This window comes from Albimonas pacifica, assembly GCF_900113695.1.
GTDB lineage: Bacteria > Pseudomonadota > Alphaproteobacteria > Rhodobacterales > Rhodobacteraceae > Albimonas > Albimonas pacifica.
The window spans coordinates 451,111-477,020 of the sequence record NZ_FOQH01000003.1; the positions used below are offsets into that span (position 1 = coordinate 451,111).

Below are 25,910 nucleotides of genomic sequence, written 5' to 3' on the forward strand. Positions count from 1 at the left end.
GGCCGGGAGGATGACCATGGCGGAGCTGGTGCTGCGCGAGGATCGCGACGGGCTGACCGTCCTGACGCTGAACCGCCCCGAGAAGCTCAACGCCCTCACCGTGGCCCTGTTCCAGGAGCTGCGCGACCATGTCGAGGCGATCGCGGGGGACGAGGCGGTCCGCTGCGTGGTGCTGCGGGGCGCGGGCAAGTGCTTCTCGGCGGGCAACGACCTCGCCGACATCGGCGCGGGCAAGACGCCGCCGTCGCGGGGCTGGCACTCCGAGACCCTGCGGATGATGGAGAAGATGCCCAAGCCGGTGATCGCGGCCGTGCACTCGCACTGCTACACCGGCGCGCTGGAGGTGGCGCTGGCCTGCGACTTCATCCTCGCCGCGGACGATGCGAAATTCGCCGACACCCACGGGCGCTGGGCGCTCACCCCGGTCTGGGGGATGAGCCAGCGCCTGCCGCGGCGGGTGGGGATCGCCACCGCCAAGCGCATGACCTTCACCGCCGAGACCGTGCCCGCCGCCGAGGCGCTGCGCATCGGTCTGGCGGAATACGTGGTCCCGCTCGCGTCCTTCGACGCCGAGATCGAGAAGCTGGGGCGCAGGATCGCCGACAACTCCCCCTTCTCCCACGCCGCGGCCAAGCGCCTGCTGGAGGCGACGGACGCCCGCCCGCTGGACGCCGGCCTCGCCTGGGAATGGCAGGAGAGCGAGGGCCGCGGCCCCGACGCCGCCGAGCGCATCGCCCGTTTCCTCAAGAAATAGCCCCCCGGAGGAGCCCCATGACCCCCGATCTGGACGCGTTCCGCGCCGAGGTCCGCGCCTTCCTCGCCGCCGAGCTGACCGACGAGATGCGCGAGGCGGCGGTGAAGTCGACCTCGGTCTTCACGCCCTTCGCCCCCTGCATGGCCTGGCAGCAGGCGCTGGCCGCGAAGGGCTGGGCTGCGCCGCGCTGGCCGGTGGAGGCGGGCGGCTGCGACTGGACCGACGCCCAGCACGACGTCTTCGAGGAGGAGCTGCAGGCCGCCGGCGCGCCTGCGCTGCTGCCCCACAATCTCAAGATGATCGGCCCGCTGCTGCTGGACCTCGGCACGCCGGAGCAGAAGGCGAAATACCTCCCCGGCATCTACTCGGGCACGGATTTCTGGTGCCAGGGGTATTCGGAGCCGGGGGCCGGGTCCGACCTCGCGTCCCTGAAATGCGCCGCGGCGCCCGACGGGGACGAGTATGTCCTGAACGGCTCCAAGACCTGGACCACCTACGCCCATCACGCGAACCGCATGTTCCTGCTGGTGCGCACGCGGTTCGAGGGCAAGCCCCAGCAGGGGATCACCTTCCTGCTGATCGACGACATGAAGACGCCCGGCATCGAGGTCCGCCCGATCATCGCGCTCGACGGCTTCCCCGAGCAGTGCGAGGTCTTCTTCACCGACGCCCGCGTCCCTCGCGCCAACATCGTGGGCGCCGAGCATGACGGCTGGACGGTGGCGAAACACCTGCTGAAATACGAGCGCGGCGGCGGCGCCCCCGCGCCGGGCCTGCGCCGCAAGCTGATCCAGGTGCAGAGGGCCGCCGCCGCCCGCGACGACGGGTTCGGGGGCAGGATGTCCGACGACCCCGCCTTCCAGGAGCGGCTGGGCGAGCTGGCGGCGGAGGTCGAGAGCCTCGACCACCTGTTCCGCGTCTGCTCGCCCCGCGGCGGGGGGGAGATGGACCCGGCCTATCCCTCGATGATGAAGACGCTCTCGGCCGACCTCGGCCAGTCCATCGCCGCGCTGATGATCGAAGTGGCGGGGACCGAGGGCCTGCCCCGCCAGCTGGAGGCGCTGGAGGTCGGCTCGGACGTCGATCCGTTGTCGTCGGAGTTCGACATGCTGGCCATGCCCTACTGGCTGAACGCGCGGGCGACGACGATCTACGCCGGTTCGAACGAGATCCAGCGCGACCTGATCGCGCGCCGCGTGCTGGGCTGAGGGGGACGACGATGGGATACGCCTTCACCGAGGACCAGGAGTTCTTCCGCCAGTCGGTCGAGCGCTGCCTGACCCGCGAGATGGATTTCTCGAAGCGCCAGAAGCTGCTGGCCGCCGGCGAGCCGCATTCGAAAGCCGTCTGGGCCGCCTTCGCCGAGATGGGCCTGCTGGGCCTGCCCTTCCCCGAGGCCCGCGGAGGGATGGACGGCTCGGCCGCCGATCTCGCCGCGGTCTGCGAGGTGATGGGGCGTCGGATGGCGGTGGAGCCCTATGTCTCCACCGTGATCCTGGGCGGCCTCGCGCTGGCCGGCGCCCCCTCGACCCCTGCCCGCGACGCCCTGCTGGAGGAGGTCGCCGCGGGGACCGAGCACCTGGCGCTGGCCCATGAGGAGGGCCACGGCACGCCCGAGCCCGCCCGCGTGGCGATGACCGCCGCGAAATCGGGCGCCGGCTGGGTCCTGTCGGGCGAGAAGCGCCTGGCGCTGGGCGCCGACATCGCCGGCTGGCTGGTGGTCAGCGCCCGGGTCTCCGGCGCGCCGGGGGACGAGAGCGGCGTCGCCCTGTTCCTGGTGCCCGCCGACGCGCAGGGCCTGGGCAAGCGCGCCTACCGCACCATCGAGGGCCGCACCGGCGCGCATCTGAGCTTCGCGGACGTGACGCTCTCGGCCGACGCGCTGCTGGCGGACGGCGAGGCGGGGCCCGCCCTGCTGCGCCACGCGCTCGACCGCGGGATGCTGGCGCTCTGCGCCGAGGCGGTGGGGGCGATGGAGGCGCTGCTGGCCGCGACCGCGGACTACGCCAACGGCCGCAAGCAGTTCGGCGTCGCCATCGGCAGCTTCCAGGCGCTGCGCCACCGCATCGCGGACATGTACATGGCCCACCAGCGCTGCCGCGCCACCCTGCTGGTGACGGCGGCGATGCTGGACGCGGGCGAGGCGCAGCCGCGGCATCTGTCGATCCTCAAGGCCCAGGTCGGGCGGCTGGGGCGCGAGCTGGGCGCCTCGGCGGTGCAGGTGCATGGCGGCATGGGCACGACGGACGAGCTGGAGGTGGGCCACCACGTCAAGCGCATCCTCTCGGCCGGCACGCTCTTCGGGACCGACCAGCAGCACCGCCGCCTGGTCGGCAGGGCCATGGGCCGCGCGCGCAACGCGGTCGAGGCGCTGTGACCTCCCCCGCCTCCCCGCCCGCGCGGGGAGGCGGCTGAGCGGCGGCCCCCGCCGCGCGGTCCCCGAGCCTCCCGCCGTCGCGGCCGTTGCGTTCCGCCCGGCCTGCGGGTTCACTCGGCGTCAAAGCCCGCGCGGCGGCGCGCCGGAGACGGGCGAGACCCTGGGAGGACCGACATGGACGACGCGACCCGCGCGCCCGCCCGCATTTCCGTGGCCCCTGCGCCGCAGGCGGCCCAGCCCGCCGACCCGCGCATCCCGCCCCGCGACCGGGTGGTGACCCGCGACCTCGTCGACCGCTGGGCCCGCGAGCGCCCCGACAAGACCTTCCTGGTCTTCGACGACGACGGCGAGACCTGGAGCTACGCGCAGTTCCGCGACCGGGTGGTGCAGACGGCGCTGGGCCTGCAGGGCCTGGGGGTGGGGCAGGGCGACCACGTGCTGGTCTTCGCCCCCAACGGGCGCGAGCAGATCCGGGTCTATTTCGCCCTGAACTACCTCGGCGCCGTCTACGTGCCGATCAACACCGCCTATCGCGGCAAGCTGCTGGAGCATGTGGTCGAGGTCTCCGACGCCCGCCTCGCCGTGGTGCACGGGGACCTCGCGCCCCGGCTCTCGGAGGTGGCGACGGCGCGGCTTGAGCGGCTGGTGATCCTGGGGCCCGAGGCCGAGACGCGCCTGCCCGCCGTCCGCTACGAGGAGGCCCTGCTGCCCGAGACCGGCGAGTTGGCGGCGCCCGCGCGTCCGATCCAGCCCTGGGACCCGATGGCGATCATCTACACCTCGGGCACCACGGGGCCGTCGAAGGGGGTGCTGGCGAGCTACCTGCACATCTTCTCCAACGCGGGACCCGAGACCTGGCCCTTCGTGACCGAGGACGACCGCTACCTGATCAACGCGCCGATGTTCCACATCGGGGGCATGGGGCCGATGTACGTGATGCTGGCGCGCGGCGGCTCGCTGGCGATGGTGGAGCGGTTCGATACGGCGACCTTCTGGGACTCGGTGCGCAACACCGGGGCGACGGTGTGCTTCCTGCTGGGCGTGATGGCGACCTTCCTCGAGAAGCGCCCGCCCGCGCCCGACGACGCCGACACGCCCCTGCGGCTGGCGCTGGTGGTTCCGCTGGGCGAGGAGGCGCTGCGCTTCGGCAAGCGCTTCGGGATCGAGATCCGCACCATCTTCAACATGACCGAGATCAGCTCGCCCCTGGTCTCCGAGGCGAACCCCTCGGCCGTGGGCGCCTGCGGCACGGCGCGGCCGGGGGTGGAGGTGCGGCTGGTGGACGAGAACGACTGCGAGGTGGCGCGGGGCACGGTCGGCGAGATGCTGGTGCGCACCGACCGGCCCTGGGCGATGAATTCGGGCTACCACCGCAACCCCGAGGCCACGGCGAAGGCCTGGCGCAACGGCTGGTTCCACACCGGCGACGCCTTCCGGCAGGACGACGCGGGGAACTTCTTCTTCGTCGACCGGATGAAGGACGCGATCCGACGGCGCGGCGAGAACATCTCCTCCTTCGAAGTCGAGGTCGAGGTCGTCGCCCACCCCGACGTCAACGAGGCCGCCGCCGTCGCCGTGCCCTCCGAGGTCGGGGAGGACGACGTCATGGTCGTCGTGGCGCCCGTGGCGGGGCGCGAGATCGACCCCGCGGCGTTGCTGGAGTTCCTGCGCGGGCGCATGGCCTACTTCATGGTCCCCCGCTACATCCGGGTGCTGCCGGAACTCCCCAAGACCCCCAGCGCCAAGGTGATGAAGACCGAGCTGCGCGCGCAGGGCGCGGCGGGCGCCTGGGACCGCGAGGCGGCGGGGATCCGGGTGAAGGGGGAGCGCTTCGCCGGCTGATCCCGGCCGGCGGGCCGCGGGCGCGCCGCCCCTCGGCGAGGGGCGGGGTCTGCGGGCCGCAGGCGCCCTGCGGGCGGGCTTGGCTGGGCCGCGCCCCTGGAGGGGTCCCGAGGGGCGTGGAGGGAGGGAGCCTCCGGCGGGCTCCTGACCCACCCAAGAACAAGCCCCGCGCCTGTCCTCCGAAGCCGTCCGTCGCTTGGGCTGCCTGAGCGACTCGCCCCCCGGGGTCAAGGACAAGCCCCGCTTCGCGGGGTCGCTTCGCGATCCTTGACCCCGGGGGGCGAGTCGCTCCGATCGGCGCCCGCGACGGACGGCTCCGGAGAACAGGCGCTCGCGGGAGGGCTCGCGGCTGGCCGGGGGCGCGCGGGGGCGCCGGACGGAGGACATGCGGGGCCATGCGAAGGACGGGACGGGCGGTCCGGGCGGCGCGAGGGGACGCGGCGCGCCGGCGCGGGCCGGGGACGCCAGGGCGCGAGGCGGCGGCCCACGCGCCCGGACCGGGGCGCGGCCAGGGCGCCGCCGGGGGCGGAGGGCGAGGCTGCGGGGCGGCGGACGGAAGGCTAGCCGTCTTCGGGGGCGGGCATCTGGCCGCGCAGGCCGGGGACGTCGGCGATCAGCAGGCGGCCGTCGCCCCGCTCCACCAGGCCCATCGAGGCGAGGCGGCTCATCTCCCGCGACACCGCCTCGCGATGCGTCGAGATGCGGGAGGCGAGGTCGAAATGGCTGGGCGGCGGGCGAAGCTCGGCCCGCGGCGCGCCGGGGGCGGCGAGCTCGGCCAGGCGCAGCAGTTCCGCCACCAGCCGCTCGCGCGCGAGCATGGTCGAGTATTCGAACACCCGCTCGGTCATACGGCGCATCTGGCCCGCCAGATGCTCGAGCAGCGCCCAGGCGAAGCCGGGCCGGGTGGCGGCGAGCTCGCGGAACCCCGCCGGCGGCAGCACCAGCACCTGCATCGCCTCCGTCGCCTCGACGCTGGCGGTGCGCGGCGCGCCGTCGATCGCCGCGATCTCGCCGAAGATCGACCCGGGGCCGATGTCGCGGTAGGCGACCACCTTGCCGGCGCCCGTGTAGATCGCCGCCGTCGCCCGGCCGCTCTGCACGAAATAGACGTCCAGCCCCGGCTCGTCCTGGGTCACGATCTGCTCGCCGCGCGCCACCTGGCGCAGCCGCGCCCGCGCCTTCAGCGCCTGCAGATCCTCCGCCGCCAGCCGGCCCAGGAACCCCGTCTCCTCGTTCATGCCGCCTCCCCTCCCGCGCCTTCGCCGCCCCCGCGCCCGCCCCGGCGGGAGAAATCGGCGCGGCCTGTGACTTTTCTCACAGATTCGCCCCGCGGAGTCGGCAGAAGGTTTCCTTACGGATTTTTCACCAATTGGAACGTGGCGCCAGATGCCGACCCTCGGGGAGGCGGACGTCGGGCGAGACCCGACCCGGCCCGGCACGGCCGGAGGCGTCGCGACGGTGGAGGATCCGCAGGGCGCGGCGCCGTGGGGGTCGTCCGTGCCCGGACCGCCTGGCGAGTCTCGCCGGCGGGACGGTCGTCCGGCGGTTCCTGACCCGCAGGGCGGCCCGGCCGGCGGCGGGTTCGGGATGACCCGCCGTCGGCGAACGGGGCGCCGTTTCTCCTCCCCGGCGCCTCCGGCGCGCGCGACCCCGCGCGCGCGCCGACCGCCCCGCCCCCCGTCCCGGGGGACCGGGCCGGGAGCAGGCGTCGGCTTGCCGGGGAGCGGCGGCTGCCGCAGGATTCGCCCCAGGGCGATCGTCATGAGGGGGAGGTCAACCATGCCGCCGCAGCCGAAATCCGCGCACGAGGAGCACGCGCCGCTCGAGCATTTCTTCGACGAGAGCCCGCGGCCGTCGGTCTCGGCGGTGCTGGGCGGGCTCGCCGACCTGGTCGGGGCCAGCCTGCGCCGCGCGCTGGACCCGCGCAGCACCAAGCTGGTGATCTCCCGCGGGCCGATCCAGGAGGTCGGCGGCGTGTGGTACATCCTCGACGAGGACACCGCGATGGAGGTGCTGTCGAACGCCCATGGCCGCTACTCGGTGCGCGGCTACGACCAGCGGGCCTCGCGCAGCCTGGGGCCGTTCTACCTCGGCTACGACCGCGGCCCGGACTACGACGCCGTGGGGCCGGTCGCCAACGAGCTGGTGACCGCGCTGAGCTGGGAGCAGGGCTTCCGCCTGGCGCTGACGGCGGGGCGCGAGGCGCTGGCCGGGCGCGAGCCGGGCGCGCGGCCGGACCCCGAGCGGGTCAGCCACGCCGCCCTGACCGCCGCTTGCCGGGAGTGGTACGGCCTGCCCGACCACGGCGGCCGGGTGATCCCGGGCGAGCCCTGGAGCGGCTCGCCCCTGCCGCGGCTGCTCGACACCGGGCCGCCGCAGTGCCCCAACGACTTCGTGCTGCTCTCGGCCGCGATCTTCTTCGAGGATCCGATCCTGCCGGTCTCGCTGGGCGGGCGCGGCGCGGGGGGCCGGCTGCGCGCTGCCCTGCGCCGGCACGTGCGCGGCTTCCGGCTGGGGGAGATGGACCTGCCCGGCTCGATCGCCTGCGAGCTGGGCCGGCGCATCCATGACGACGAGGCGCTGGCCTCGACCCTGATCGGCCACGTGATGGGCATGGTGCCCACCACCAAGGAGAACTTCCGCGCCATCGTCTCCGCCTGGCGCAGCCACCGCGCCGAGCTGGGCGACGAGGCCTCGCTCGCCGCGGCCATGCGCGCCCGGCTCGCCGGGGGCGCCGCGGAGGAGGCGGCGGCGAAGGCGGTGCTGGTCCCTGCGATGACCGCCGCGATGCTCGAAGATCCGACCCCGGTCGAGGTCTGGCGCACGGTGACGGTGGATCACGAGCTGCGCGGCCGCCAGCTCGAGGAAGGCGACGTGGTGGTGATCGCCATCGAGCGCATCGGCCATCAGGCGATCACGCCGCCGCCGGGCTGCCCCGCGCGGGACCCGGCCACGCTGGACGTGCGCCCGGTCTTCGGCGGCGACCGCGAGCCGCGCGACGGCCGCCCGGGGCAGGAGCACGCCTGCCCGGGCCGCGAGGCGGCGATGGGCCTGCTGGCCGGCATGGCCTGGGCGGTGCTCGAGACCCTGCCGGAATGACCTGGCCGGGCGCCCTACAGGCGGGCGAGGAGGTCGGGGATCCCCGCCGCCCGCCCGGCCATGTCGAGCGCCTCCAGCGCCTCGCCCGCCCGCTCGAGCCCCGCGCGGGCGGCGTCGCGCTCGCCCAGCTCCAGGGCGACGCGGCCCTCGGCGAGGCGGCACAGCGCCAGTTCCGGGCGCGAGCCGCGGGCCTCGGCCGCGGCGAAGGCGGCGGCGAGACGGCGGCGCGCCCCGCGCGCGTCGCCGGCCGCGGCCAGCGCCGGGGCCAGCGCCCGGCGGGCGATGATCTCCCCCAGACGGTCGTCGGCGCGGGCCCGGGCCAGGGCCTGCGCCGCGGCGCGGCGGGCCAGCACCAGGTCGCCGCGGGCCACCGCCGCCTCGGCCAGCCAGCCGTAGCTCAGCGAGCTCCACAGCCGCATGCCGCGGGCCTCCAGCCGCTCGGTCGCGCCGAGCAGGGCGGCGAGCGAGCCGGGGCCGGGGTCGGTCAGCGAGCCCGCGTAGGCCTCCGCCGCCCGGCCGCGCAGCGCAAGGTAGAGGCTGCGCACCCGCTCGGCCACCGCACGGGCGCGGGCGATCCTCTCGGCGGCCGCCTCCCAGCGTCCCTGCTGGAGGGCGGCGGCGTTCCAGAGCAGCAGGACCGAGCCCTCGACCTCGTGGTCGAGGCCGCGCACCGTCTCCAGCGCCTCCTCGAAGGCGGCGTCGGCGGCGGCGTAGTCGCCCCGGTCGGCCAGAGAGGCCGCGCGGGAGGCGAGCGCGTAGGCGTAGCCGACCCGCACCAGCTCCAGCGCCAGATGCGGGCGCATGGCGGCGAGCGTGGGGCCCAGCACCGCCTCGGCGGCGTCGTGGCGCCCGGCGGCGACGTGGCAGTTGCCCAGGCACGCCGCGGCCTGCACGGCGAGGTTCGCGTCCTCGATCTGGCGGGCGGCCTTCGCCGCGGCCCCCAGCCGCGCCACCGCCCGGCGCCCGTCGCCGGCGGCGTAGAGCAGGTAGCCCGCCCAGTAGTCGATGCGCGCCGCTCCGCGGCGGTCGCCCGCGGCCTCGGCCGCGGCGCGGGCGCGCTCGACCCGGGCGATGGCCTCGGCCGAGGGATCGAAGACCGAGGCGAAGGCCAGCCGGCAGGCGACCGAGACGCGCGAGGCCCGCACGCCCGCGTCCTGGGGCAGCTGTTCCAGCGCGTCGAGCGCCACCGAGAACTGCGCCCCCGCCCGGTCCAGCGCCGAGGCGGCGGCGGCCTTGTCGCCGGCCTTCTCGGCATGCTCGGCGGCGGCGCGCAGGTCGCCCGCGCGCCAGGCGTGGTGGGCGAGCAGCTCGATCGACGGCCCCTCGGGCCCGGCCCCCGCGCCGCGCTCCAGCGCGGCGGCGATGCGGGCATGCAGGGCGCGGCGGTCCTCCAGCCCGATGGTGCGGTAGATCACGTCGCGGGCGATGCCGTGCTTGAAGGTCAGCGCGCCGTCGCCCCCCGAGGGATAGAGCAGGTCCGAATGGGCCAGCGCCTCGAGCTCCGCCTCCGCCGGGGGCGGGTCGAGCACCGCGTCGACCAGCGCGCGCGGGGCCGTGGGGCCGACCGCGGCGCAGGCGTGGACGACGGTCTGCAGCCGCTCGGGCAGGGCGTGGAGGCGGGTCTCGATGGTCTGCTCCAGCCAGGCGTCCAGCCGCCAGTCCAGCGCCGCGCGCGGGTCGGAGGCGACGTCGGAGAGGGCGTGGCAGACCTCCTCGAGGAACAGCGGGTTGCCGCCCGAGACCTCGCAGCACAGCGCGCTCTCGAAGCCGCTGAGGCCGGGCTTGAGCAGGCCCACGGCCTCCCGGCAGGCGGCCTCGCCGATGGGGCCCAGCCGGATCAGGCGGTCGAAGCGCCAGCCGTCCACCCCGTCGCCCGAGCCCCCGGCCGCGGCGGCGTCGAGCCCGCGGCCCGCGTCCTCGCCCTCCCCGCGGGTGGCGGCGAGGACCGAGACGCCGCGCGGCCGCGCGCGCAGCAGGTCGGCGAGCACCCGGCGCGCGCCGGCGTCGGCCCAGTGCAGGTCGTCGATGCACAGGAGCTGCGGCGCGCGGGCGGCGCGCCGGGCGAAGACGCCCACCAGCGCCGCCGACATGGTGTCGATGCCCAGCGCCTCGGCCGAGGCCGCGGCGCCGGGCGCCAGCAGCCGGTCGAGCGCGGCGCGCTCGGTCGCGGGGGCGCCCTCGACGGCCTCGGGCCCGAGGCGGCGCAGCATCTGCACGAAGGGCTGGAACGGCTCGGCGCCCAGGAACCGCTCGCAGACGCCGCGGTGGATGTCGGGCGGGGCGTCGGCCCGGGGCGCGGCGGGGCGCCCGTCGGCGAGGCCGGGGGCGGGCGAATCGCCCGGCGCGTCCGGCGTCTCGGGCGCGGGGGGCGCGGCGAGCTCGGCCAGGCGCTCCTCCAGCAGGCGCGACTTGCCGGCGCCGGCCTCGCCCAGCACCGCCGCGGCCGCGCCCCGGCGCAGGCCGGCGGGGGACAGGCACTCGCGCAGCTCCGCCATCTCCGCCTGGCGCCCCACCAGGCGGCGGATCGAGCCGCGGTACTTGGGCTCGCGGTCCAGCGCCGGGCGGCGGCGGCCGCCGACCAGCACGCAGGGGATCGGCTCGGCCACGCCCTGCAGCCGCAGCGCGGTGGGCGGCGAGCAGTCGTAGAAGCGGCGCACCGGGCCCAGCGCGGCCTCCGAGACCAGGGTCTCGCCGGCCTCGGCCAGGTCCGAGAGGCGCGCGGCGACGTTCACCGGCTGGCCGAAGAGGCTGAGGCCCGCGCCGCCGGGGCCCTCGTCGACCAGCACCAGGCCGGAATGGACGCCGATGTGCAGGCGCACCAGCTCCGCCGGCACCCCCGGCGCCATGGCCGCGATCTCGTCGGTGGCGGCGTGCAGCGACAGGGCCGCGTCCAGCGCCCGGCGGGCGTCGTCCTCGGCCGGGCTGGGATGGCCGAAGCCCGCCAGGATGCCGTCGCCATGCAGGTCGAAGATGCGCCCGCCCAGCGAGGTCACCCGGCGCTCGTGCACGGTCCACACGGCGCGCACGAGATCGGCGAAGACCTCCGCCTCCAGCATCGACGACAGGCGGACCGAGCCGCACAGGTCGGAAAACAGGATGGTCAGGTGGCGTCGGCGCCTGGAAGATCGCTCGCGCGGGGCCGGCATGTGTCTGGGTCCTGTGCGCGGGGCGCAAAGAGATGGGCGCGCCGCGCGGGCGAAACGCGCGGCGTTGGGTCGGTCGGCGGAACGATAGGGCGGATGCCGGGCGGAAGTCGAGCGCCGGGCGCGACTGAGGGAGGGGTGGAATGACCGAGCGGAACGAGGGCGCCGGAGAGGCGCGGATCGGGGTGCAATCCAGGCGTGTGGAGACCCCTGCGCAGGTCGCGTACGACGAAGGGTCAAGCCGCGTGCGGGAGCGGCCCGGCGCAGGCGGCGAGGGCGGCGCGCGCCCTGCGCGGCGGGCTCTTGCGCGGCGGCGGCGCGGGCGGCGGCTGGCGCTGCTGGCGGCGGGGGCCGCGGCGGCGCTGGGCCTCGGTCTCGCGCCCGCGGGCGAAGGGCCGCGGGCGGGGCCGGGGACCTACGTGCTCGACCAGGGCCCCGCCTGGTCGCCGGAGCTGCGGCGGGAGTGGAGCCGCCTCGACCAGGGCTCGGCGCTGATCCCGATGGCCTGGGCGCGGGCGCTGAGCGTGGACGGCGCGGCGCAGGGGCCGGGGTTCCTCGACGACGGCCTGGCGCGGTTCGGCTTCCTCGCCGACCTCTACGACCCGGACGCGCTGCCGGTGGGCTTCACCGACGCCGTGCTCGACGGGCAGGAGGTGCTGGGCATGACCTGCGCCGCCTGCCACACCCGCGAGATCGAGATCGACGGGCGCGCCTATCGCGCCGACGGGGGCCCCGCGCTCGCCGACCACCTGGCCTTCACCGAGGCGCTGCGCGACGCGATGGGCGCGACGCTCGCAGACCCCGCGGCCTTCGAGGCCTTCGCCGGGCGGGTCGCGGCCGCGGGCGGCGAGCCCGACCCGCAGGCGCTGCGCGCGGCGGCGGCGCGGTGGTTCTCGGACTTCGACCTGATCACCACCCGCTCGGATCCCGGCGACGTGCGCTGGGGGCCGGGGCGCATCGATGCGCTGCAGATGATCTCGAACCGGCTGACCGGGCTCGACATCAACGAGCCGGACATCCGCCGGATCCCCGGCAACATCCGTCCCGCCACCGCGCCGGCGCGCAACCCGTTCCTGTGGAACGCCACCCGCCAGAGCCGGACCCAGTGGCTGGGCTTCGCCTCCAACGCCTCGTCGATGGACCGGCTTGGGCGCAACGTGGGGCAGGTCTACGGGGTCTTCGCCCGCTTCGGCGTGCACCGGCGCACGGGCGGGCTGCAGATCGTGAGCAACCTCGACCTGCTGTCCGAGAACTCGGTGAACTTCGAGAACCTCGAGCGGCTGGAGGCGCTGGTCGCCGAGATGGGCCCCCCGGCCTTCCCCTTCCCCCCGACGGTGGAGGAGGAGGCGCTGATCGCCCAGGGCGAGGCGCTTTTCGCCCGCCGCTGCCAGGCCTGCCACGCCCTGGAGCCCAAGGCCTGGTCCGCGCTCGCGCCGGAGCGGGAGCGGCCGGCCCAGGGCTTCGCCGACCAGCCGGCCTATTTCGCGACGCCGCTCGCCGACGTGGGCACCGACGTGCGTCAGTGCCTGGTCTTCGCGGGCAAGGTGAAGACTGGGATGCTGATGGACGGCTACCTGCGCCTGCCCAAGATGATGGGCGGGGGCATCGGGCCGCTGGGCGACGAGGCCACGCCGAAGGAGGCGCTGGCGCTGACGGTGAAGGGCGCGGTGGTGCAGTGGAAGCTGAGCGGGCTGCCCGACGCGCCCTCGGTCCTGTCGACGGCGGCGGGGCTGATCCGCGGCGCGGGCCGCTCGAGCTCGATCGCCGAGCTGACCGCCTTCGTCGACGAGCCCGCCCCCGCGGCCCCGGCGAGCTGCCGCTACGCGGGCCGCGCGCTGCACGGCGTCTGGGCGGCGGCGCCCTACCTGCACAACGGCTCGGTCCGGTCGCTGCGCCAGCTGCTGGAGCCGGCGGCGGCGCGGGACGCGTCCTTCGCGGTGGGGCCGGTCTACGACCTCGAGGAGGGGGGCCTCGCGCGCGAGCAGCCCGAGGGCGCCTTCGTGCTGGAGACCACCGGCTGCGAGGCGCCGGCCTCGGGCGACAGCCGCTGCGGGCACGAATACGGGGTGGACCTCGCGCCCGGGCAGAAGGACGCGCTGGTGGCCTACCTCAAGCGCCTCTGACGGCGGGGAGGGCGTCGCGCCCGACAGGGGCGCGACGCAGCCGGGCCCGCCGCCGGGGCGCCTCCGGGCCCTTCCGGGGAGCGGTCCGCAGGCGCCCTGCGGGCGGGCTTGGCAGGGGCGCACGCGGGGAAGGGAGGCGCGGGACGGGGAGGGGGGAGCCTCCGGCGGGCTCCTGACTCACCCGGGAACAGGGCCGCGCCTGCTCCCCGCAGCCGTCCGTCGCTTGCGATGCCTGAGCGACTCGCCCGCCCCGGTCAAGGACAAGCCCCCCTGCGGAGGGTCGCTGCGCGATCCCTGACCGGGGCGGACGAGTCGCTCTTTCCGGCATCCGCGACGGACGGCTCCGGGGAACAGGCGCTCCGCGGGGGAGGCCGGGCCGGGCGCCCGGGGGCGGGCGTCGCGGGCGCGCGGGGGCGCGCGGGCGGGTCAGGGCTCCTGCGGCCACCAGGGGTACTGGCTGGGCATGTCGGTCGAGACCTTGCCGGGGAAGGCGGCCTTGCGCTTCTCGAGGAACGAGGCGACGCCCTCCTTCACGTCCCCGTGGCGGCCGCGCTCGAGCGACATCGGCGCGTCGATCTCCAGAAGGCCCCAGGGGTCGGGAGCGCCGGCGAAGCGCCACAGGAGCTGGCGGGTCAGGGCCACCGAAACCGGGGCGCTGTCGGCGGTCAGTTCGGCGGCGATCTCGAGGGCGCGGTCGAGCAGGGCCTCGGGCGCGACGATCTCGGAGACGAGGCCGCCGGAGAGGGCCTCGTCCGGGCCGAAGACGCGGCCCGACATCGACCAGCGCAGCGCCTGGGGCAGGCCGACGATGCGGGGCAGGAACCAGGCCGAGCCCGCCTCGGGCACCAGGCCGCGGCGGGCGAAGATGAAGCCGAGCTTGGCGCCCTCCGCCACGATCCGCACGTCCATCGGCAGGGTCAGCGTCAGGCCCACGCCCACGGCCGCGCCGTTGATCGCGGCGATCACCGGCTTGGGGCTGTCGAAAATCGCCTCGACGAAGCCGCCGCCGACCTGGCGCTTGCCGCTTCCGGCCATGTCGCCGAACATCTGCGCCTTGCCCTCGCCGGAGCTGTCGAAGGCGTCGGCGCCGGCGGAGACGTCGGCCCCCGCGCAGAAGGCGCGCCCGGCGCCGGTGACCACCACCGCGCGCACCGCGTCGTCGGCGGCGGCCTCGCGCAGGGCGCGGGCGAGCTCGACGCCCATCGTCCCGGTGTAGGCGTTGAGCTTGTCGGGGCGGTTCAGCGTGATCACGCACACGTCGCCATGGCGCGCCACGGCGATGTCGGACCAGGCCGCGGGGGCGTCCTGCATGGGGGTCTCCTCCTGAAGTCGCGGTTCCGCCTCGGTCGGGCGGATTCCATCAGGGACCCATACTGCCGCGGCCGCGCGCCGCGGTCACCCCCGGCGCGTCAGTTCCGGTGGATCCGGCAGATCGCGCCCGAGCGGCGCAGGCGCAGGCAGAAGTTCATCGCCTCGTTGCGGCTGCCGGCCGGGGCCTGGACCGTGTACCACTGCTGCGTGCCGCGCCCGGGGATCGTGGCGCGCACCACCCGCAGGTCGGTCCCGCCCAGCACGCCGCCGTGGAGCCGGCGCACGCGCCCCGCGAGGCTCTCGGCCGCGCCGCGCCGGCGGGCGGTGGCGATGACCACGCCCCAGGGCGGCACGGGGTCCGCGAACTCGCGCACCCGGCGGGTCGAGGCCTGCTCGACGCAGGCCTCCTGGAAGGGCGCGTCGGCGGCGAGGCGGTAGTCCACCCCCTCGGGCGGGGCGTCGCGCCAGGCGCGGGCGGAGTGGCCGGTGATCGCGTCGACATAGTCCAGCGTCTCGCCCGGCAGGATCGCGTCGGGGTTCGCCAGGAACCGCTCGGCCCGGTTCTCGCCGCCGTTGTAGGCGACCGCGGCGAGGCCGGGGTTGCCGAAACGCTCGGAGAGCTCGGCGAGGTAGGCGGCGGAGGCCACGATCGCCTCGGCCGGGTTGAACGGGTCGTCGAGGCCGCGGATCTTCGCGGTGCCCGGCATGAACTGGGCGATGCCCAGCGCGCCGGCGGGGGAGACGGCGGCGGAATCGAACAGGCTCTCCTTCCACAGCAGGCGGGCGAGGAAGCCGGCGTCGAGCCCGGCGTCGCCCGCCGCCCGGCCGATCAGGGCGCAGACGTCGTCGAAATAGCTCTCCAGCCGGATGCAGCTCCGTCCGTCGGGCGTGCAGCGGGCGTCGGGGTCGAAGGCGACGGGCAGGACCGCGGCGCGGTCGGGCGGCAGGGCGAGCAGGGGGGGCGTCACGTCGGGCAGCTCCGCCGCCGCGGGCTCCGCGGCCGAGAGGGCGAGGGGCGCGGCGGAGGCCGGCAGTTCCAGCAGCGGCGCGGCGGCGTCCGCGCGCGTCTGCGCCGCGCCCGGTCCGGGCGCCGCGAGCACGGCCAGCGCGGCGATCAGGGAGGGGAAGCGGCGACGCATGTCCTGCCAGATGGGGGCCGATGGGATCGCGGCAAGGCGCGGCCGCGCCATGCCGCGGCCGCGCGGGCGACGCCGGCGGGCCGTGCGCATCCTCGACTGGGCGGCGCGCCCTGCGCAAGGGGGCTGCGGCAGGGCCGGGCGCCACGCGCTTGCGGCGCGCAAGACCGGGGCGGAGCCGCGTGGCGGGGCGATCTGCGGCGGGGCAGGCGCCGGGGGCAGATCGCGCGGAGGCTCGCCGGCCGGGCGGCGCGGATTAGATATGACGGGGGCCGCGTCGCGCCCCATGATCGGGCGCGCGGCCGAGCGGGCCGCCGCAGAGGACGAACCGCAGAGGACGGACGGCCCGGGCCGCCGCGTCGGCGCACGAGACCGGGCGAGGCGGCAAGGTCCCCGGCCGCCCCCGCAGGGAGGAGACGACCCATGACCCTTGACCCCCGCGCCACCGCCGCCCTCGCCGCGGCGCTCGCGGCCGGGCTGGCGCTGGCGGCCCCGGCCGCGCAGGCCGGCGAGACCACGGCCCAGCAGGCCTGCCTCTACCAGTTCCAGCGCAGCGGCGAGCCGAACACCGGCCCCGGAGGGCGCATCGTGCGCTCGCACCGCGCGGGCGGGGCCTGGGAGATCACGATCATCGACGCGGCCGAGGCGCCCTGGGAATGCCGGGCCGACGACCAGGGCTATGTCGAATACCTGCGCAAGGACCCCGCCGGCCGCGCCGGACTGCTGCGCGAGGAGCGCCGCGAGGAGCGGCAGGAGGAGCGTCGCAGGGAGGAACGCGCCGAGGCCGGGGACGACCGCTGGGGCGAGGACACGCGCGAGGCGCGCCAGGCCTGCCGCGCGGCGGTGCGCGAGCGCTCGGGCCGCGGCGGCCTGTCGTTCCGGCGGATCGAGCCCCGCAAGGGCGAGACCCTGGTGGTGATCGACGACGACGGCGAGAAGGGCAGCTGGCGCTGCGTGGTCACCAACCGGGGCAAGGTCTCGGAGCTGAAGTTCTCGCGCGACTGAGGCGACGGGCGCGGCGGCGCGGGCCGGTCCCGGCGCCGCGCCGCCCGCGGCGGGATCAGCCCGCCAGCAGCTCGGCGACGGCGGCGCGCAGGACTGCCTCGTCGGGGGGCGAGAGCTGGGGGTTGCCGGCGCGGTGGCCCCAGTCGGAGCGGATCGGGCGCAGCTCGATCCGCGGGGCGAGGGCGACCTCGGCCGCGTTGTCGGCGACCTGGAAGTAGAGGTCGGTGTCGCAGGGCATCAGGATCGTGCGCGCCTCGATCGCGTTGAGCGCCGCCGCGAGGTCCCCGTCGAACACCGGGTTCGCGGAGATGTCGGAGCGGATCCAGGTCTCGATCATCGACAGCAGGTCCTCGCCCTCGCGGCGCAGGAAATTGCCCTCCCAGCCGCGCAGGATCCAGTCGTCGTAGCTGGCGAAGCCCGCCTCGCGCCACATCTCGCGGCGGTAGAAGGTCTGGCTGACCGCCCAGCCGGCGTAGATCCGGGCGAAGGCGCGCAGGCCGCGCAGGGGGCGGGAGACGAAGCGGCCGTCCTGGTAGGCCGCGTCCGCGGTCAGGGCGGCGCGGATGCCCTCCAGGAAGACCTTGTTGTGGGGGCTGGTGCGGGCCGAGGTGCAGACCGCGCAGATCGTGGCGACCTCCTGCGGGAACAGCGCGCCCCAGTGCAGCGCCTGCTGCCCGCCCATCGACCAGCCGTAGACCATCGCCAGCCGCTCGATCCCGAAGACCTCGCGCAGCAGGCGGCGCTGGGCGTGGACGTTGTCCCAGTGGGTGAAGACGGGCCAGCGGCCGTCCGCGAAGGGGAGCGGCAGGTTGGAGGGCGAGGACGACAGGCCGTTGCCGAACTGGTTCGGAATGATCACGAACCACCGCTCGGGGTCCAGCACCCGGCCCGGGGCGACCAGCCAGTCGATGTCCGCGTGCTGGGCGCCGTAGGAGGTGGGGTAGAGGATCGCGTTCGACCGGTCCGCGTTCAGCGTGCCGTAGGTGCGGTAGGCGAGCTGCGCCGCCGGCAGCGTGATCCCCGACTGCAGCGCCGTGGGGCCGAGGTCGAAGGTCTCGTATCCGCTCATCTTTCCCTCCCGCGCCGGCCGCTCCGGCGCCGCGGAGCTTCCGCGCCCGCGCCGCGGCGGTCAAGCCCGCGGGGGCGCCGCGCCATGGGGCCTGCCCCGCTCTCCCGCGCGCGGAGGTGCGGCGGAGCGGGCGCTTCCAGCGGAGGCGCGCGGTCGGGGCGCGAGCGGGGGCGCCTCGGTCGGCGCCGCGCCATGGGGCCGGCCACGCCCGCGCCTTGACCCCCGCCCGCGCGCCTGCTCCACCTTTGGCGGAGCCCCGGGAGAGGGCGAGACGGAGGGAGGCGCCGGCCATGGACGCGAGAGAGCTGCGGGGCGTGGTCCCCTACCTGCCCACCCCGCTGACCGCGGAGGGGGAGGTGGACGAGCCCGCGCTCGCGCGCCTGTGCGAGCACCTGATCGCGAGCGGGGTGCACGGGCTGACCCCGCTCGGCTCCACCGGCGAGTTCGCCTATCTCGATTTCGCCGCCAAGGAGCGGGTGGTGGCCTGCGTGGTCGAGGCCGCGGCCGGCCGCGTGCCGGTGATCGCCGGCGTGGCGGCGACCGCCACCCGGGACGCCGTCGCGCAGGCGAAACGCTGGGCGGCGCTGGGCGCGGACGGGATCCTCGCGGTGCTGGAGGCCTATTTCCCGGTCCCCGACGCCGGGGTGATCGCCTATTTCACCGCCGTGGCGGACGCGACCGGGCTTCCAGTGACGCTCTACACCAACCCCAACTTCCAGCGCTCGGACCTGACGCTGGAGGCGATCGACGCGCTCTCCCACCATCCCAACGTCGCCTTCGTGAAGGACGCCTCGACCAACACCGGGCGGCTGCTGTCGATCCTGGAGCGGACCGAGGGACGGATCGGGGTCTTCGCCGCCTCCTCCCACATCACCGCCGCGGTGATGCTGATCGGGGGGCGGGGGTGGCTCGCCGGCCCGTCGTGCCTGATCCCGAAGCAGAGCGTGCGCCTCTACGAGCTGTGCGAGGCCGGGCGCTGGGCCGAGGCGATGGAGCTGCAGCGCGGGCTGTGGGCGGTGAACCAGGTCTTCGCGCGGTTCAACCTCGCCGGCGCGGTGAAGGCCGGGCTGCGCCTGCAGGGGTTCGAGTGCGGCGACCCCGCGCCGCCGCAGCCCGCGCTCGCCCCCGCCCAGGTCGAGGCGGTGCGCCAGGCGCTGGCCCGGGTCGGCGCGCTCTAGCGCCGGCCCGGGCCGCGGCTCAGTAGCCGATGTAGAAGCCCGCCACGAGGAAGGCGAAGCACAGCAGGTAGACGGCGATCATGAAGGGCAGGATCACCTTGATCCACTGCGGATAGCTCACCCCGCCCAGCGCCAGCATCGCCAGCGTCCCGCCCGAGGTCGGCACGATCAGGTTGGTCAGCCCGTCGCCCACCTGGAAGGCCAGGATCATCAGCTGGCGCGACAGGCCCGTCAGGTCGGCCAGCGGGATCAGGATCGGCATCGTCACCAGCGCCTGCCCGGAGCCGGAGGGGACGAAGAAGTTGATCGCCCCCTGGATCAGGCTCATCACAGGCGCCAGCGCCGCCAGCGGCACGCCCTGGGCGGCGGCGTTCAGGGCGTGGATGATCGTGTCGATGATCCCCCCGTCCTCGAGCACGATGCGGATCGAGGCGGCGAGGCCGATCACCAGCGCCCCCGCCGTCACCTTCGAGGCGCCCTCGATCATCGCGGCCGCGTATGCGTTGGCGCCCATCCCGCTCGCCGCCGCCGCGACGACCGAGATCACCAGGAACACCGCCGCGATCTCGTTGATGTACCAGGGCCGCCCCAGCGCGCCGGTCCCCGCGAGGTAGGAGCAGACCGCGATCACCACGATGCCCAGCGCGAAGGCGCCGATGACGATCTTGTCAGACCGGCGCATGCGGTAGTCGGCGAGGTCCCGGGTCAGCCCCTCGCCGGCGTCGCGCCGGCCGGGCTGCGCGTCGGCGGTCTTCGCCACGTAAAGATTGATGTAGAGCGCCAGCAGCGACAGCGCCGCGACGCACAGCGCCGTCCTGAGAAGCGCGCCCGAGAACAGCGGCAGGCCCGCGATGGTCTGGCTGACGCCCACCGTGTAGGGGTTGATCGGCGACAGCGCGAAGCCGACGCCGATCCCCCCGACCGCCATGCACACGCCCACCACGTTGGAATAGCCCAGCGTGGCCGAGACGATCATCGCGACCGGCACCAGGGCGATGTTGTTCTCGAACCCCACGGCGACGCCGAACAGGCCGTAGACGAAGGTCCCCAGCCACAGGATCAGCCCCCGCCGCTCGAGCCCCACGCGCTTCACCAGCGTGCCGATGCCGTGCTCCATCGCCCGGCTGCGGGTCATCACGTTGAACAGGCCCCCGGCGATGAAGACGATGAAGAGGTAGGGGGCGGCGTCGATCAGCCCGCGGGGGATCGCGACGAAGATCGAGAACAGGAAGTCGACGGCCCCACCGAGCGAGAATCCCCCCGGGTCGGGCGTGTAGGCGAAGCTGTCGGGCAGGACCCGGGCGCGGCCGTCCACCTCCTCGCGCCGGTAGGCGCCGGGGGGGACCACCAGGGTCAGGAAGCTCGCCAGCAGCAGGATGTAGAAGATCATCACCATCGGGTCGGGGAACCGGCTGGGGCGCGCGGCGGCTCCCTCCTCGACCTCGCGGTCGCGGGCGTCGTCGGTCATCTCGTCTCCTTCCGTCTCTGGGAGGCCGGGGCGCCGGGGGCGCGGCGGTCTCCGGGGGGCGTCGCGAGGCCCGGCGGAGGCGGGCGGACGGCGCGAGGTCCTGCCGGGCGGGCGCCCGGACGGCGGGATCGCGGCCCCGGCGCCCGCGCTGGCGGCGTCCGGGGCGGCGCGGGCCGGCGAGGCCCGGGGTCCGGCGCGCAGGGCGGCCGCGCTTCGGACCCGGGTCCTCCCTGCCTCCTCGACCGACGGGCGGCAAGCCCGGCGTCCCCCGGCAGGCGCCGGCTGCCGTCTGGCGAAAACCGTCCCCGCAGGGCGCCCGAGGGGGCGGGAGGGCCGCGCCGCGGACGCGGCTCCGGCGGCGCCGGGGGCGTGCCGCCGACTCGATTGACAGCCGGGGGAGGGTGGTTACATTGGCGTCGATAAACTTACGCTGGCGTATAATCGCCGGCTGAGGACCACAAGGCGCCTCCGAAGGCGCCGACGGGAGGATCCGCAATGACCCAGCGCCTGCGCCCCCGGCGCGCGCCCGACCGCGCGCGCCCGCCCGCCCTCCGGGCCCGGCCGGCATGAGCCTGCGCGCCGATGCGCGCCCGGCGCCCGACGACCTGCGCGCCCGGCTCGACCTCGTGCGGGCCGCGAAGCGGGCGGTCGGCGACGCGGCCCGGGCCGAGGCGCTGGCCCGCCAGCGCGCCCGCGGCAAGCTGACGGCGCGCGAGCGGATCGCGGCGCTGGCCGACCCCGGCAGCTTCGTCGAGGCCGGCGCCCTGGTGCGCCCGCGCGACCAGCCCGATGCGCCGGGCGACGGGGTGGTCACGGGCTCGGCCCGGATCGGGGGGCGGCCGGTCTCGATCGTGGCCAACGACTTCTCGGTGATGGGCGGCAGCAGCGGCGAGGCGGGGGCCAGGAAGACCCTGCGGCAGACGCAAGCCTCGCTGGATCACGGGATCCCGTATGTCTCGCTGCTCGACGGCGGCGGGCACCGGATCCAGGAGGGGCTGGACAGCCGCCACTTCGCGGCGGTCTCGACCAACTTCCAGCAGCTGGTGGATCTGTCGGGCTGGGCGCCGATCTGCGCGGCGATGATGGGCTCCGGCTTCGCCGGCCCGTCGAACATGTCGGCGCTGGCCGACTTCGTGGTGATGGTCCGCGGCGCCACCATGGGCATCGCCGGGCCCGCGCTGGTGAAGGCCGCCACCGGCGAGGACATCGACAAGGAGGCGCTGGGCGGCGCCGCCGCCCAGGCCGACCGCCACGGCATCGCCGACCTTGCGGTGGACACGGACGCCGAGGCTCTGGAGGCGATCCGGAGGTTCCTCTCCTACTTCCCCTCCAACGCCGCCGAGCCGCTGCCGATCCAGCCCTGCGACGACCCCGCCGACCGTCGCGAGGAGGCGCTGCTGGACCTCGTCCCCGCCAACACGCGCCGCGCCTACGACGTGCGCAAGGTGCTGGCGGCGGTGGCGGACCGGGAGAGCCTGTTCGAGCTGAAGCCGGGCTATGCGCGCAACGTGGTGACCTCGCTGGCCCGTCTGGGTGGGCGGCCGGTCGGCATCATCGCCAACCAGCCGCTGCACCTCGCCGGCACGCTCGACAGCCCCGCCTGCGAGAAGGCGGCGCATTTCATCGCGCTCTGCGACGCCTTCGGGCTGCCGCTGGTGTTCTTCGTGGACATCCCCGGCTTCCTGGTGGGCTCCCCGGCGGAGAAATCGGGGCTCGTGCGCCGCTCGGCCCGCATCATCCATGAGCTGGGCAAGGCCACGGTGCCGCGGCTCTCGGTGGTGCTGAGGAAGGGCTACGGGCTCGGTTTCATCGCCATGAACGGGGGGCGCAGCTTCGGGGCCGACCTGACCGTGGCGTGGCCCAGCGCCGAGATCTGCGCGATGTCGATCGAGGGCGCCACGGACGTGGCCTTCGGCCGCGAGATCGCCGCCGCCCCCGACCCGGCCGCCCGCCGCGCGGAGCTGATCGCCGGTTTCCGCGCCCGCGTCGGCCCGCTGGAGGCCGCCGAGGGCTTCGGCGTCGACGACCTGATCGACCCGCGCGACACGCGCCCCGTGCTGGTCGAGGCGCTGAGCCGCCTCGCCCCCCGCCGCCGCGGCCGCGCCCGGCCGCCCAAACACCGGGACATCTCGCCGATCTGAAGCGGGAGACCGGACGCTGACATGGGGAACCGGACAGGAAGCCGGCCCCGGGGAGGAGACCCACAATGAAACTCGACGGCAAATCGCTCGAGATCCATCGTCGCCACCTGCTGGCGGGCGGCCTCGCCGCCGGCGCGCTGGCCGCCGCCCCCGGGCTGCGCGGCGCGCGGGCGCAGGGCGGGACCCTGCTGAGGGTGGCCGCGAACACCAACCCGTCCACGCTGGACCCGGTGACCGGGCGCAGCGGCGGGGACCACCAGTTCCTCTACCCCCTCTACGACACGCTGATCCGCTGGAAGCCGGAGACGATGGAGCCGATCCCCGGCCTGGCGAAGGAATGGTCCTACCCGGACGACACCACCCTGGTGCTGGAGCTGCGCGAGGGGCTGACCTTCCACGACGGCACGGCCCTGGATGCGGCGGCGGTGAAGGCGCATCTGGACCGGGCGCGCTCGGCCGAGACTTCGAACATCAAGGTGGACCTGAGCTCGGTCGAGGAGGTCGAGGCTACGGGGCCGACCACGGTGACGCTGAAGCTCACGGCGCCCGACCGCTCGCTGCCGCTGATCCTGACGGACCGGGCGGGGATGGTGGTCTCGCCGACCGCGGTCGAGGCCAACGGCGGCTCGGTCGACCGCAATCCGGTGGGGGCCGGGGCGTTCCGATACGTCGAATGGCAGGACATGCAGATCGTCGCCTACGCGCGGTTCGACGACTTCTGGGAGGAGGGCCTGCCCAGGGTCGACCGCCTGAACATGGCGATCATCCCCGAGGTGACCACCGGCGTCCGCTCGGTCATCGCGGGGCAGAACGACGTTGTGGTGACGGTGCCGGCGGTGCAGAAGGTGCTGCTCGACCGGGCCCCCGACGTGACGGTGCATGCCGAGCCCTCGCTCTACCTGCACATGATCTACATGGATTTCTCGAAGCCCCCCTTCGACGACATCCGGGTGCGGCGGGCGATGAACCTCGCCATCGACCGCGAGGCCTTCGTGAAGGCCGCGATGGGGGGGCTGGGCGAGCCCGCGACCACCCTCTACCCCAAGGCCTACTGGGCCCATGACGACGGGCTGGAGGACATCCTCGCCTACGATCCCGACCGCGCGCGGGCGCTGATCAAGGAGACCGGCGTCGAGCAGGTGGAATTCACCGCCGTCGCCTACCAGGACCAGGCCGCGATCCAGCGCCGCGAGGTGCTGATGAGCATGTGGGACAAGGTCGGGATCAAGGCGAACGTGACCACCACGACGGTCGCCGAGGGCTCGCAGAAGTTCTTCTTCGAGAAGTCGGTGAACAGCTTCTTCGCCGCGATCACGGCGCGGCCGGATCCCTCGATGGTGCCCAACATCATCTTCGGCAAGGACAGCTCCTACAACGGCGGGCGCCAGGCGATCCCCGGCATGGACGACGCCATCGCCGAGTCCCGCGTGGGCACCACGCAGGCCGCCCGCAAGGAGGCGCTGAGCCAGGTGCAGCGCATCGCGCTGGAGCAGGCCGTCTTCGTGCCGCTGCTGTTCGAGGTCTTCATCGTCGGCGTCTCGGACCGCTTCACCGGCTACCGGCCCAACCTGCTCGGGCGCCCGCGCTACGAGCATGTCGGGCCGGCGGCGAGCTGAGGAGGACGCGATGCTGGACCCCCGAATGCCCCCGCCCGAGGAGTGCGTGATCCGCCACGTCCTCGACCGTCATGCCGAGGCGCAGCCCGACAAGACCTTCGTGATCTTCGACGACGGGGAGGAGTGGAGCTTCGCCCACCTGCGCCGGACCGTGCGCGGCTGCGCCGACGGCCTGCGCCGGCTGGGCGTGGGGCAGGGCGACTTCGTGCTGGTGTGGCTGCCCAACGGCAAGGACTGCCTGCGGGTGATGCTGGCGCTGAACTACCTCGGCGCGGTCTACGTGCCCATCAACACCGGCTATCGCGGCGGGCTGATGGAGCACGTGATCGACAACGCCGGCGCCCGCCTGATGATCGCCGCAGCTCCCCTGGTGGAGCGCCTCGCGGGCGCGAACACCGCAGAGCTCCACGACGTCGTGGTGCTGGGCGGCGAGGCGGCCCCGGTTCCCGGCCTGGAGCTGCTGCCTGCCGGGGTGCTCGAGGGCGACCCCGACGCGCTGCCCGAGCCGGAGCGGCCGATCCAGCCCTGGGACACGTTCTCGATCATCTACACCTCCGGCACCACGGGGCCCTCGAAGGGGGTGCTGATCTCGCAGTTGCAGATGTGGGCGACCTTCATCCCCAACGACACCACGCGGATGGAGCATCGGGGCCTGGTGAACCTGCCGATGTTCCATGTCGGCGGCGCCGGCCCGATCTGGGCCACCCTGATGCGCGGCGGCTCCTTCGCCCTGGTCGAGAGCTTCCGCACCTCGGAGTTCTGGGAGATCGTCCGGAAATTCGACGTCCAGCACACCATCCTGCTGGGCGCCATGACCCCCTTCCTGCTCAAGGAGCCGCCCAGCCCCAAGGACCGCGACCACCCGCTGCTGCGCGTCTCGATGATCCCCCTGTCGGACCAGCACGCCGAGTTCTCCGAGCGCTTCGGCGTCGACGTCTACACGTCCTTCAACATGACCGAGACGTCCTCGCCGCTGTTCGTGGGCCCCGCGCCCACGGCCCGCGGCACCGCCGGTCGGCCGCGGCCGGGCGTGGAATGCCGGGTGGTGGACGAGAACGATTGCGAGCTGCCCCCCGGAGAGACCGGAGAGCTGATCGTGCGCGCCGACATGCCCTATGCGCTGAACGGCGGCTATCACAAGAACCCCGAGGCGACCGCCAAGGCCTGGCGCAACGGCTGGTTCCACACCGGCGACGGGTTCCGGATGGACGCCGAGGGCAACTTCTACTTCGTCGACCGGATGAAGGACGCGATCCGGCGGCGCGGGGAAAACATCTCCTCCTTCGAGGTGGAGAAGGAGGTCGCCGCCCACCCCGCCGTGCGCGACTGCGCCGTGGTCGCCGTGCCCTCGGACCTCTCGGAAGACGAGGTGATGGCGATCATGAGCACGGCCCCGGGCCAGACCATCGACCTGCCCGAGCTGGTCGAATTCCTGCGACCGCGGCTCGCGCATTTCATGGTGCCGCGCTTCTTCCGCATCGTCGACGACCTGCCCCGGACCCCCACCGAGAAGGTGCAGAAGCACCTGCTCCGCGCCGAGGGGATCACCCCCGACACCTGGGACCGCGAGAAGGCCGGCATCGTCATCAAGCGCGACCGGCTGGTGATCGCCAGTTCCTGAACCCCTGCCGGCCCTTTCGGGCCGGCG

17 protein-coding genes are annotated in these 25,910 nt (G+C 74.9%); 11 read left to right on the forward strand and 6 right to left on the reverse strand.

The annotated features are described in order from the left end of the window. Positions 1-16 precede the first annotated feature (16 nt). The 4 genes from BM064_RS07730 to BM064_RS07745 all read left to right on the forward strand — a co-directional run bounded on the left by BM064_RS07730 (position 17) and on the right by BM064_RS07745 (position 4,973). A complete protein-coding gene (locus tag BM064_RS07730; protein ID WP_092859165.1) occupies positions 17-754 on the forward strand; it encodes an enoyl-CoA hydratase/isomerase family protein in 738 nt (245 codons plus the stop codon). A 17-nt stretch (positions 755-771) separates the two neighbouring features. Beyond that, positions 772-1,962, forward strand: coding sequence for an acyl-CoA dehydrogenase family protein (locus BM064_RS07735; RefSeq protein WP_092859166.1), 1,191 nt, complete (start codon positions 772-774; stop codon positions 1,960-1,962). A gap of 11 nt (positions 1,963-1,973) precedes the next feature. Continuing rightward, positions 1,974-3,131 (forward strand): acyl-CoA dehydrogenase family protein, encoded by a 1,158-nt coding sequence (locus tag BM064_RS07740; RefSeq protein WP_092859167.1) that lies wholly within the window; start codon positions 1,974-1,976, stop codon positions 3,129-3,131. A gap of 174 nt (positions 3,132-3,305) precedes the next feature. Further along, positions 3,306-4,973, forward strand: coding sequence for an AMP-binding protein (locus BM064_RS07745; RefSeq protein WP_092859168.1), 1,668 nt, complete (start codon positions 3,306-3,308; stop codon positions 4,971-4,973). Positions 4,974-5,533: 560 nt separating this feature from the next. Here BM064_RS07745 and BM064_RS07750 read toward each other — a convergent pair. Then, on the reverse strand, positions 5,534-6,211 hold the full coding sequence (locus BM064_RS07750; RefSeq protein WP_092859169.1) for a Crp/Fnr family transcriptional regulator: 678 nt from the start codon (positions 6,209-6,211) through the stop codon (positions 5,534-5,536). A gap of 541 nt (positions 6,212-6,752) precedes the next feature. Here BM064_RS07750 and BM064_RS07755 point away from each other — a divergent pair. Next, a complete protein-coding gene (locus BM064_RS07755; RefSeq protein ID WP_092859170.1) occupies positions 6,753-8,072 on the forward strand; it encodes a hypothetical protein in 1,320 nt (439 codons plus the stop codon). 14 nt (positions 8,073-8,086) lie between these two features. Here the strand turns inward: BM064_RS07755 and BM064_RS07760 are convergent, their stop codons facing one another. After that, a complete protein-coding gene (locus BM064_RS07760; protein ID WP_092859171.1) occupies positions 8,087-11,218 on the reverse strand; it encodes an ATP-binding protein in 3,132 nt (1,043 codons plus the stop codon). 140 nt (positions 11,219-11,358) lie between these two features. Between BM064_RS07760 and BM064_RS07765 the strand changes: the two genes are divergently transcribed. Then, entirely contained in the window at positions 11,359-13,338 is a 1,980-nt protein-coding gene (locus BM064_RS07765) for a di-heme-cytochrome C peroxidase (protein ID WP_092859172.1), read from the forward strand. A 426-nt stretch (positions 13,339-13,764) separates the two neighbouring features. Here the strand turns inward: BM064_RS07765 and BM064_RS07770 are convergent, their stop codons facing one another. Continuing rightward, entirely contained in the window at positions 13,765-14,649 is an 885-nt protein-coding gene (locus BM064_RS07770) for an enoyl-CoA hydratase-related protein (protein ID WP_092859173.1), read from the reverse strand. Positions 14,650-14,747: 98 nt separating this feature from the next. Further along, the gene (locus BM064_RS07775) at positions 14,748-15,788 is read right to left on the reverse strand and encodes a lytic transglycosylase domain-containing protein (protein ID WP_092859310.1); all 1,041 of its coding nucleotides are present in this window, start codon (positions 15,786-15,788) and stop codon (positions 14,748-14,750) included. A gap of 420 nt (positions 15,789-16,208) precedes the next feature. Here BM064_RS07775 and BM064_RS07780 point away from each other — a divergent pair, with 420 nt between their 5' ends. Then, on the forward strand, positions 16,209-16,790 hold the full coding sequence (locus tag BM064_RS07780) for a hypothetical protein (RefSeq protein ID WP_092859174.1): 582 nt from the start codon (positions 16,209-16,211) through the stop codon (positions 16,788-16,790). A 55-nt stretch (positions 16,791-16,845) separates the two neighbouring features. Here BM064_RS07780 and BM064_RS07785 read toward each other — a convergent pair whose 3' ends face one another. Beyond that, positions 16,846-17,859, reverse strand: coding sequence for an alpha/beta fold hydrolase (locus BM064_RS07785; RefSeq protein WP_092859175.1), 1,014 nt, complete (start codon positions 17,857-17,859; stop codon positions 16,846-16,848). A gap of 290 nt (positions 17,860-18,149) precedes the next feature. Here BM064_RS07785 and BM064_RS07790 point away from each other — a divergent pair, with 290 nt between their 5' ends. Further along, positions 18,150-19,037: a dihydrodipicolinate synthase family protein gene (locus BM064_RS07790; RefSeq protein WP_092859176.1), complete on the forward strand. Its 888-nt coding sequence runs from the start codon at positions 18,150-18,152 to the stop codon at positions 19,035-19,037. 19 nt (positions 19,038-19,056) lie between these two features. Here BM064_RS07790 and BM064_RS07795 read toward each other — a convergent pair whose 3' ends face one another. Then, entirely contained in the window at positions 19,057-20,505 is a 1,449-nt protein-coding gene (locus tag BM064_RS07795; RefSeq protein ID WP_218160979.1) for a YfcC family protein, read from the reverse strand. A gap of 566 nt (positions 20,506-21,071) precedes the next feature. Between BM064_RS07795 and BM064_RS07800 the strand changes: the two genes are divergently transcribed. The 3 genes from BM064_RS07800 to BM064_RS07810 all read left to right on the forward strand — a co-directional run bounded on the left by BM064_RS07800 (position 21,072) and on the right by BM064_RS07810 (position 25,883). After that, positions 21,072-22,646, forward strand: a complete 1,575-nt coding sequence (locus tag BM064_RS07800; protein WP_092859177.1) for an acyl-CoA carboxylase subunit beta — start codon at positions 21,072-21,074, stop codon at positions 22,644-22,646. Positions 22,647-22,711: 65 nt separating this feature from the next. After that, positions 22,712-24,262 carry an ABC transporter substrate-binding protein gene (locus BM064_RS07805; RefSeq protein ID WP_092859178.1) on the forward strand — a complete coding sequence of 517 codons (1,551 nt, stop codon included), beginning with the start codon at positions 22,712-22,714 and terminating at the stop codon, positions 24,260-24,262. A gap of 10 nt (positions 24,263-24,272) precedes the next feature. Further along, entirely contained in the window at positions 24,273-25,883 is a 1,611-nt protein-coding gene (locus BM064_RS07810) for an AMP-binding protein (RefSeq protein WP_245779090.1), read from the forward strand. The last annotated feature ends 27 nt before the right edge of the window (positions 25,884-25,910 follow it).

What these genes read in the sequence shown, in the direction of transcription:
- BM064_RS07770 (WP_092859173.1), bottom strand. Translation starts at nt 14,649, where the DNA reads ATGCAGGACGCCCCCGCGGCCTGGTCCGACATCGCCGTGGCGCGCCAT.
- BM064_RS07805 (WP_092859178.1), top strand. Translation starts at nt 22,712, where the DNA reads ATGAAACTCGACGGCAAATCGCTCGAGATCCATCGTCGCCACCTGCTG.
- BM064_RS07810 (WP_245779090.1), top strand. Translation starts at nt 24,273, where the DNA reads ATGCTGGACCCCCGAATGCCCCCGCCCGAGGAGTGCGTGATCCGCCAC.
- BM064_RS07795 (WP_218160979.1), bottom strand. Translation starts at nt 20,505, where the DNA reads ATGACCGACGACGCCCGCGACCGCGAGGTCGAGGAGGGAGCCGCCGCG.
- BM064_RS07790 (WP_092859176.1), top strand. Translation starts at nt 18,150, where the DNA reads ATGGACGCGAGAGAGCTGCGGGGCGTGGTCCCCTACCTGCCCACCCCG.
- BM064_RS07780 (WP_092859174.1), top strand. Translation starts at nt 16,209, where the DNA reads ATGACCCTTGACCCCCGCGCCACCGCCGCCCTCGCCGCGGCGCTCGCG.
- BM064_RS07740 (WP_092859167.1), top strand. Translation starts at nt 1,974, where the DNA reads ATGGGATACGCCTTCACCGAGGACCAGGAGTTCTTCCGCCAGTCGGTC.
- BM064_RS07800 (WP_092859177.1), top strand. Translation starts at nt 21,072, where the DNA reads ATGAGCCTGCGCGCCGATGCGCGCCCGGCGCCCGACGACCTGCGCGCC.
- BM064_RS07765 (WP_092859172.1), top strand. Translation starts at nt 11,359, where the DNA reads ATGACCGAGCGGAACGAGGGCGCCGGAGAGGCGCGGATCGGGGTGCAA.
- BM064_RS07745 (WP_092859168.1), top strand. Translation starts at nt 3,306, where the DNA reads ATGGACGACGCGACCCGCGCGCCCGCCCGCATTTCCGTGGCCCCTGCG.
- BM064_RS07735 (WP_092859166.1), top strand. Translation starts at nt 772, where the DNA reads ATGACCCCCGATCTGGACGCGTTCCGCGCCGAGGTCCGCGCCTTCCTC.
- BM064_RS07775 (WP_092859310.1), bottom strand. Translation starts at nt 15,788, where the DNA reads ATGCGTCGCCGCTTCCCCTCCCTGATCGCCGCGCTGGCCGTGCTCGCG.
- BM064_RS07755 (WP_092859170.1), top strand. Translation starts at nt 6,753, where the DNA reads ATGCCGCCGCAGCCGAAATCCGCGCACGAGGAGCACGCGCCGCTCGAG.
- BM064_RS07750 (WP_092859169.1), bottom strand. Translation starts at nt 6,211, where the DNA reads ATGAACGAGGAGACGGGGTTCCTGGGCCGGCTGGCGGCGGAGGATCTG.
- BM064_RS07760 (WP_092859171.1), bottom strand. Translation starts at nt 11,218, where the DNA reads ATGCCGGCCCCGCGCGAGCGATCTTCCAGGCGCCGACGCCACCTGACC.
- BM064_RS07730 (WP_092859165.1), top strand. Translation starts at nt 17, where the DNA reads ATGGCGGAGCTGGTGCTGCGCGAGGATCGCGACGGGCTGACCGTCCTG.
- BM064_RS07785 (WP_092859175.1), bottom strand. Translation starts at nt 17,859, where the DNA reads ATGAGCGGATACGAGACCTTCGACCTCGGCCCCACGGCGCTGCAGTCG.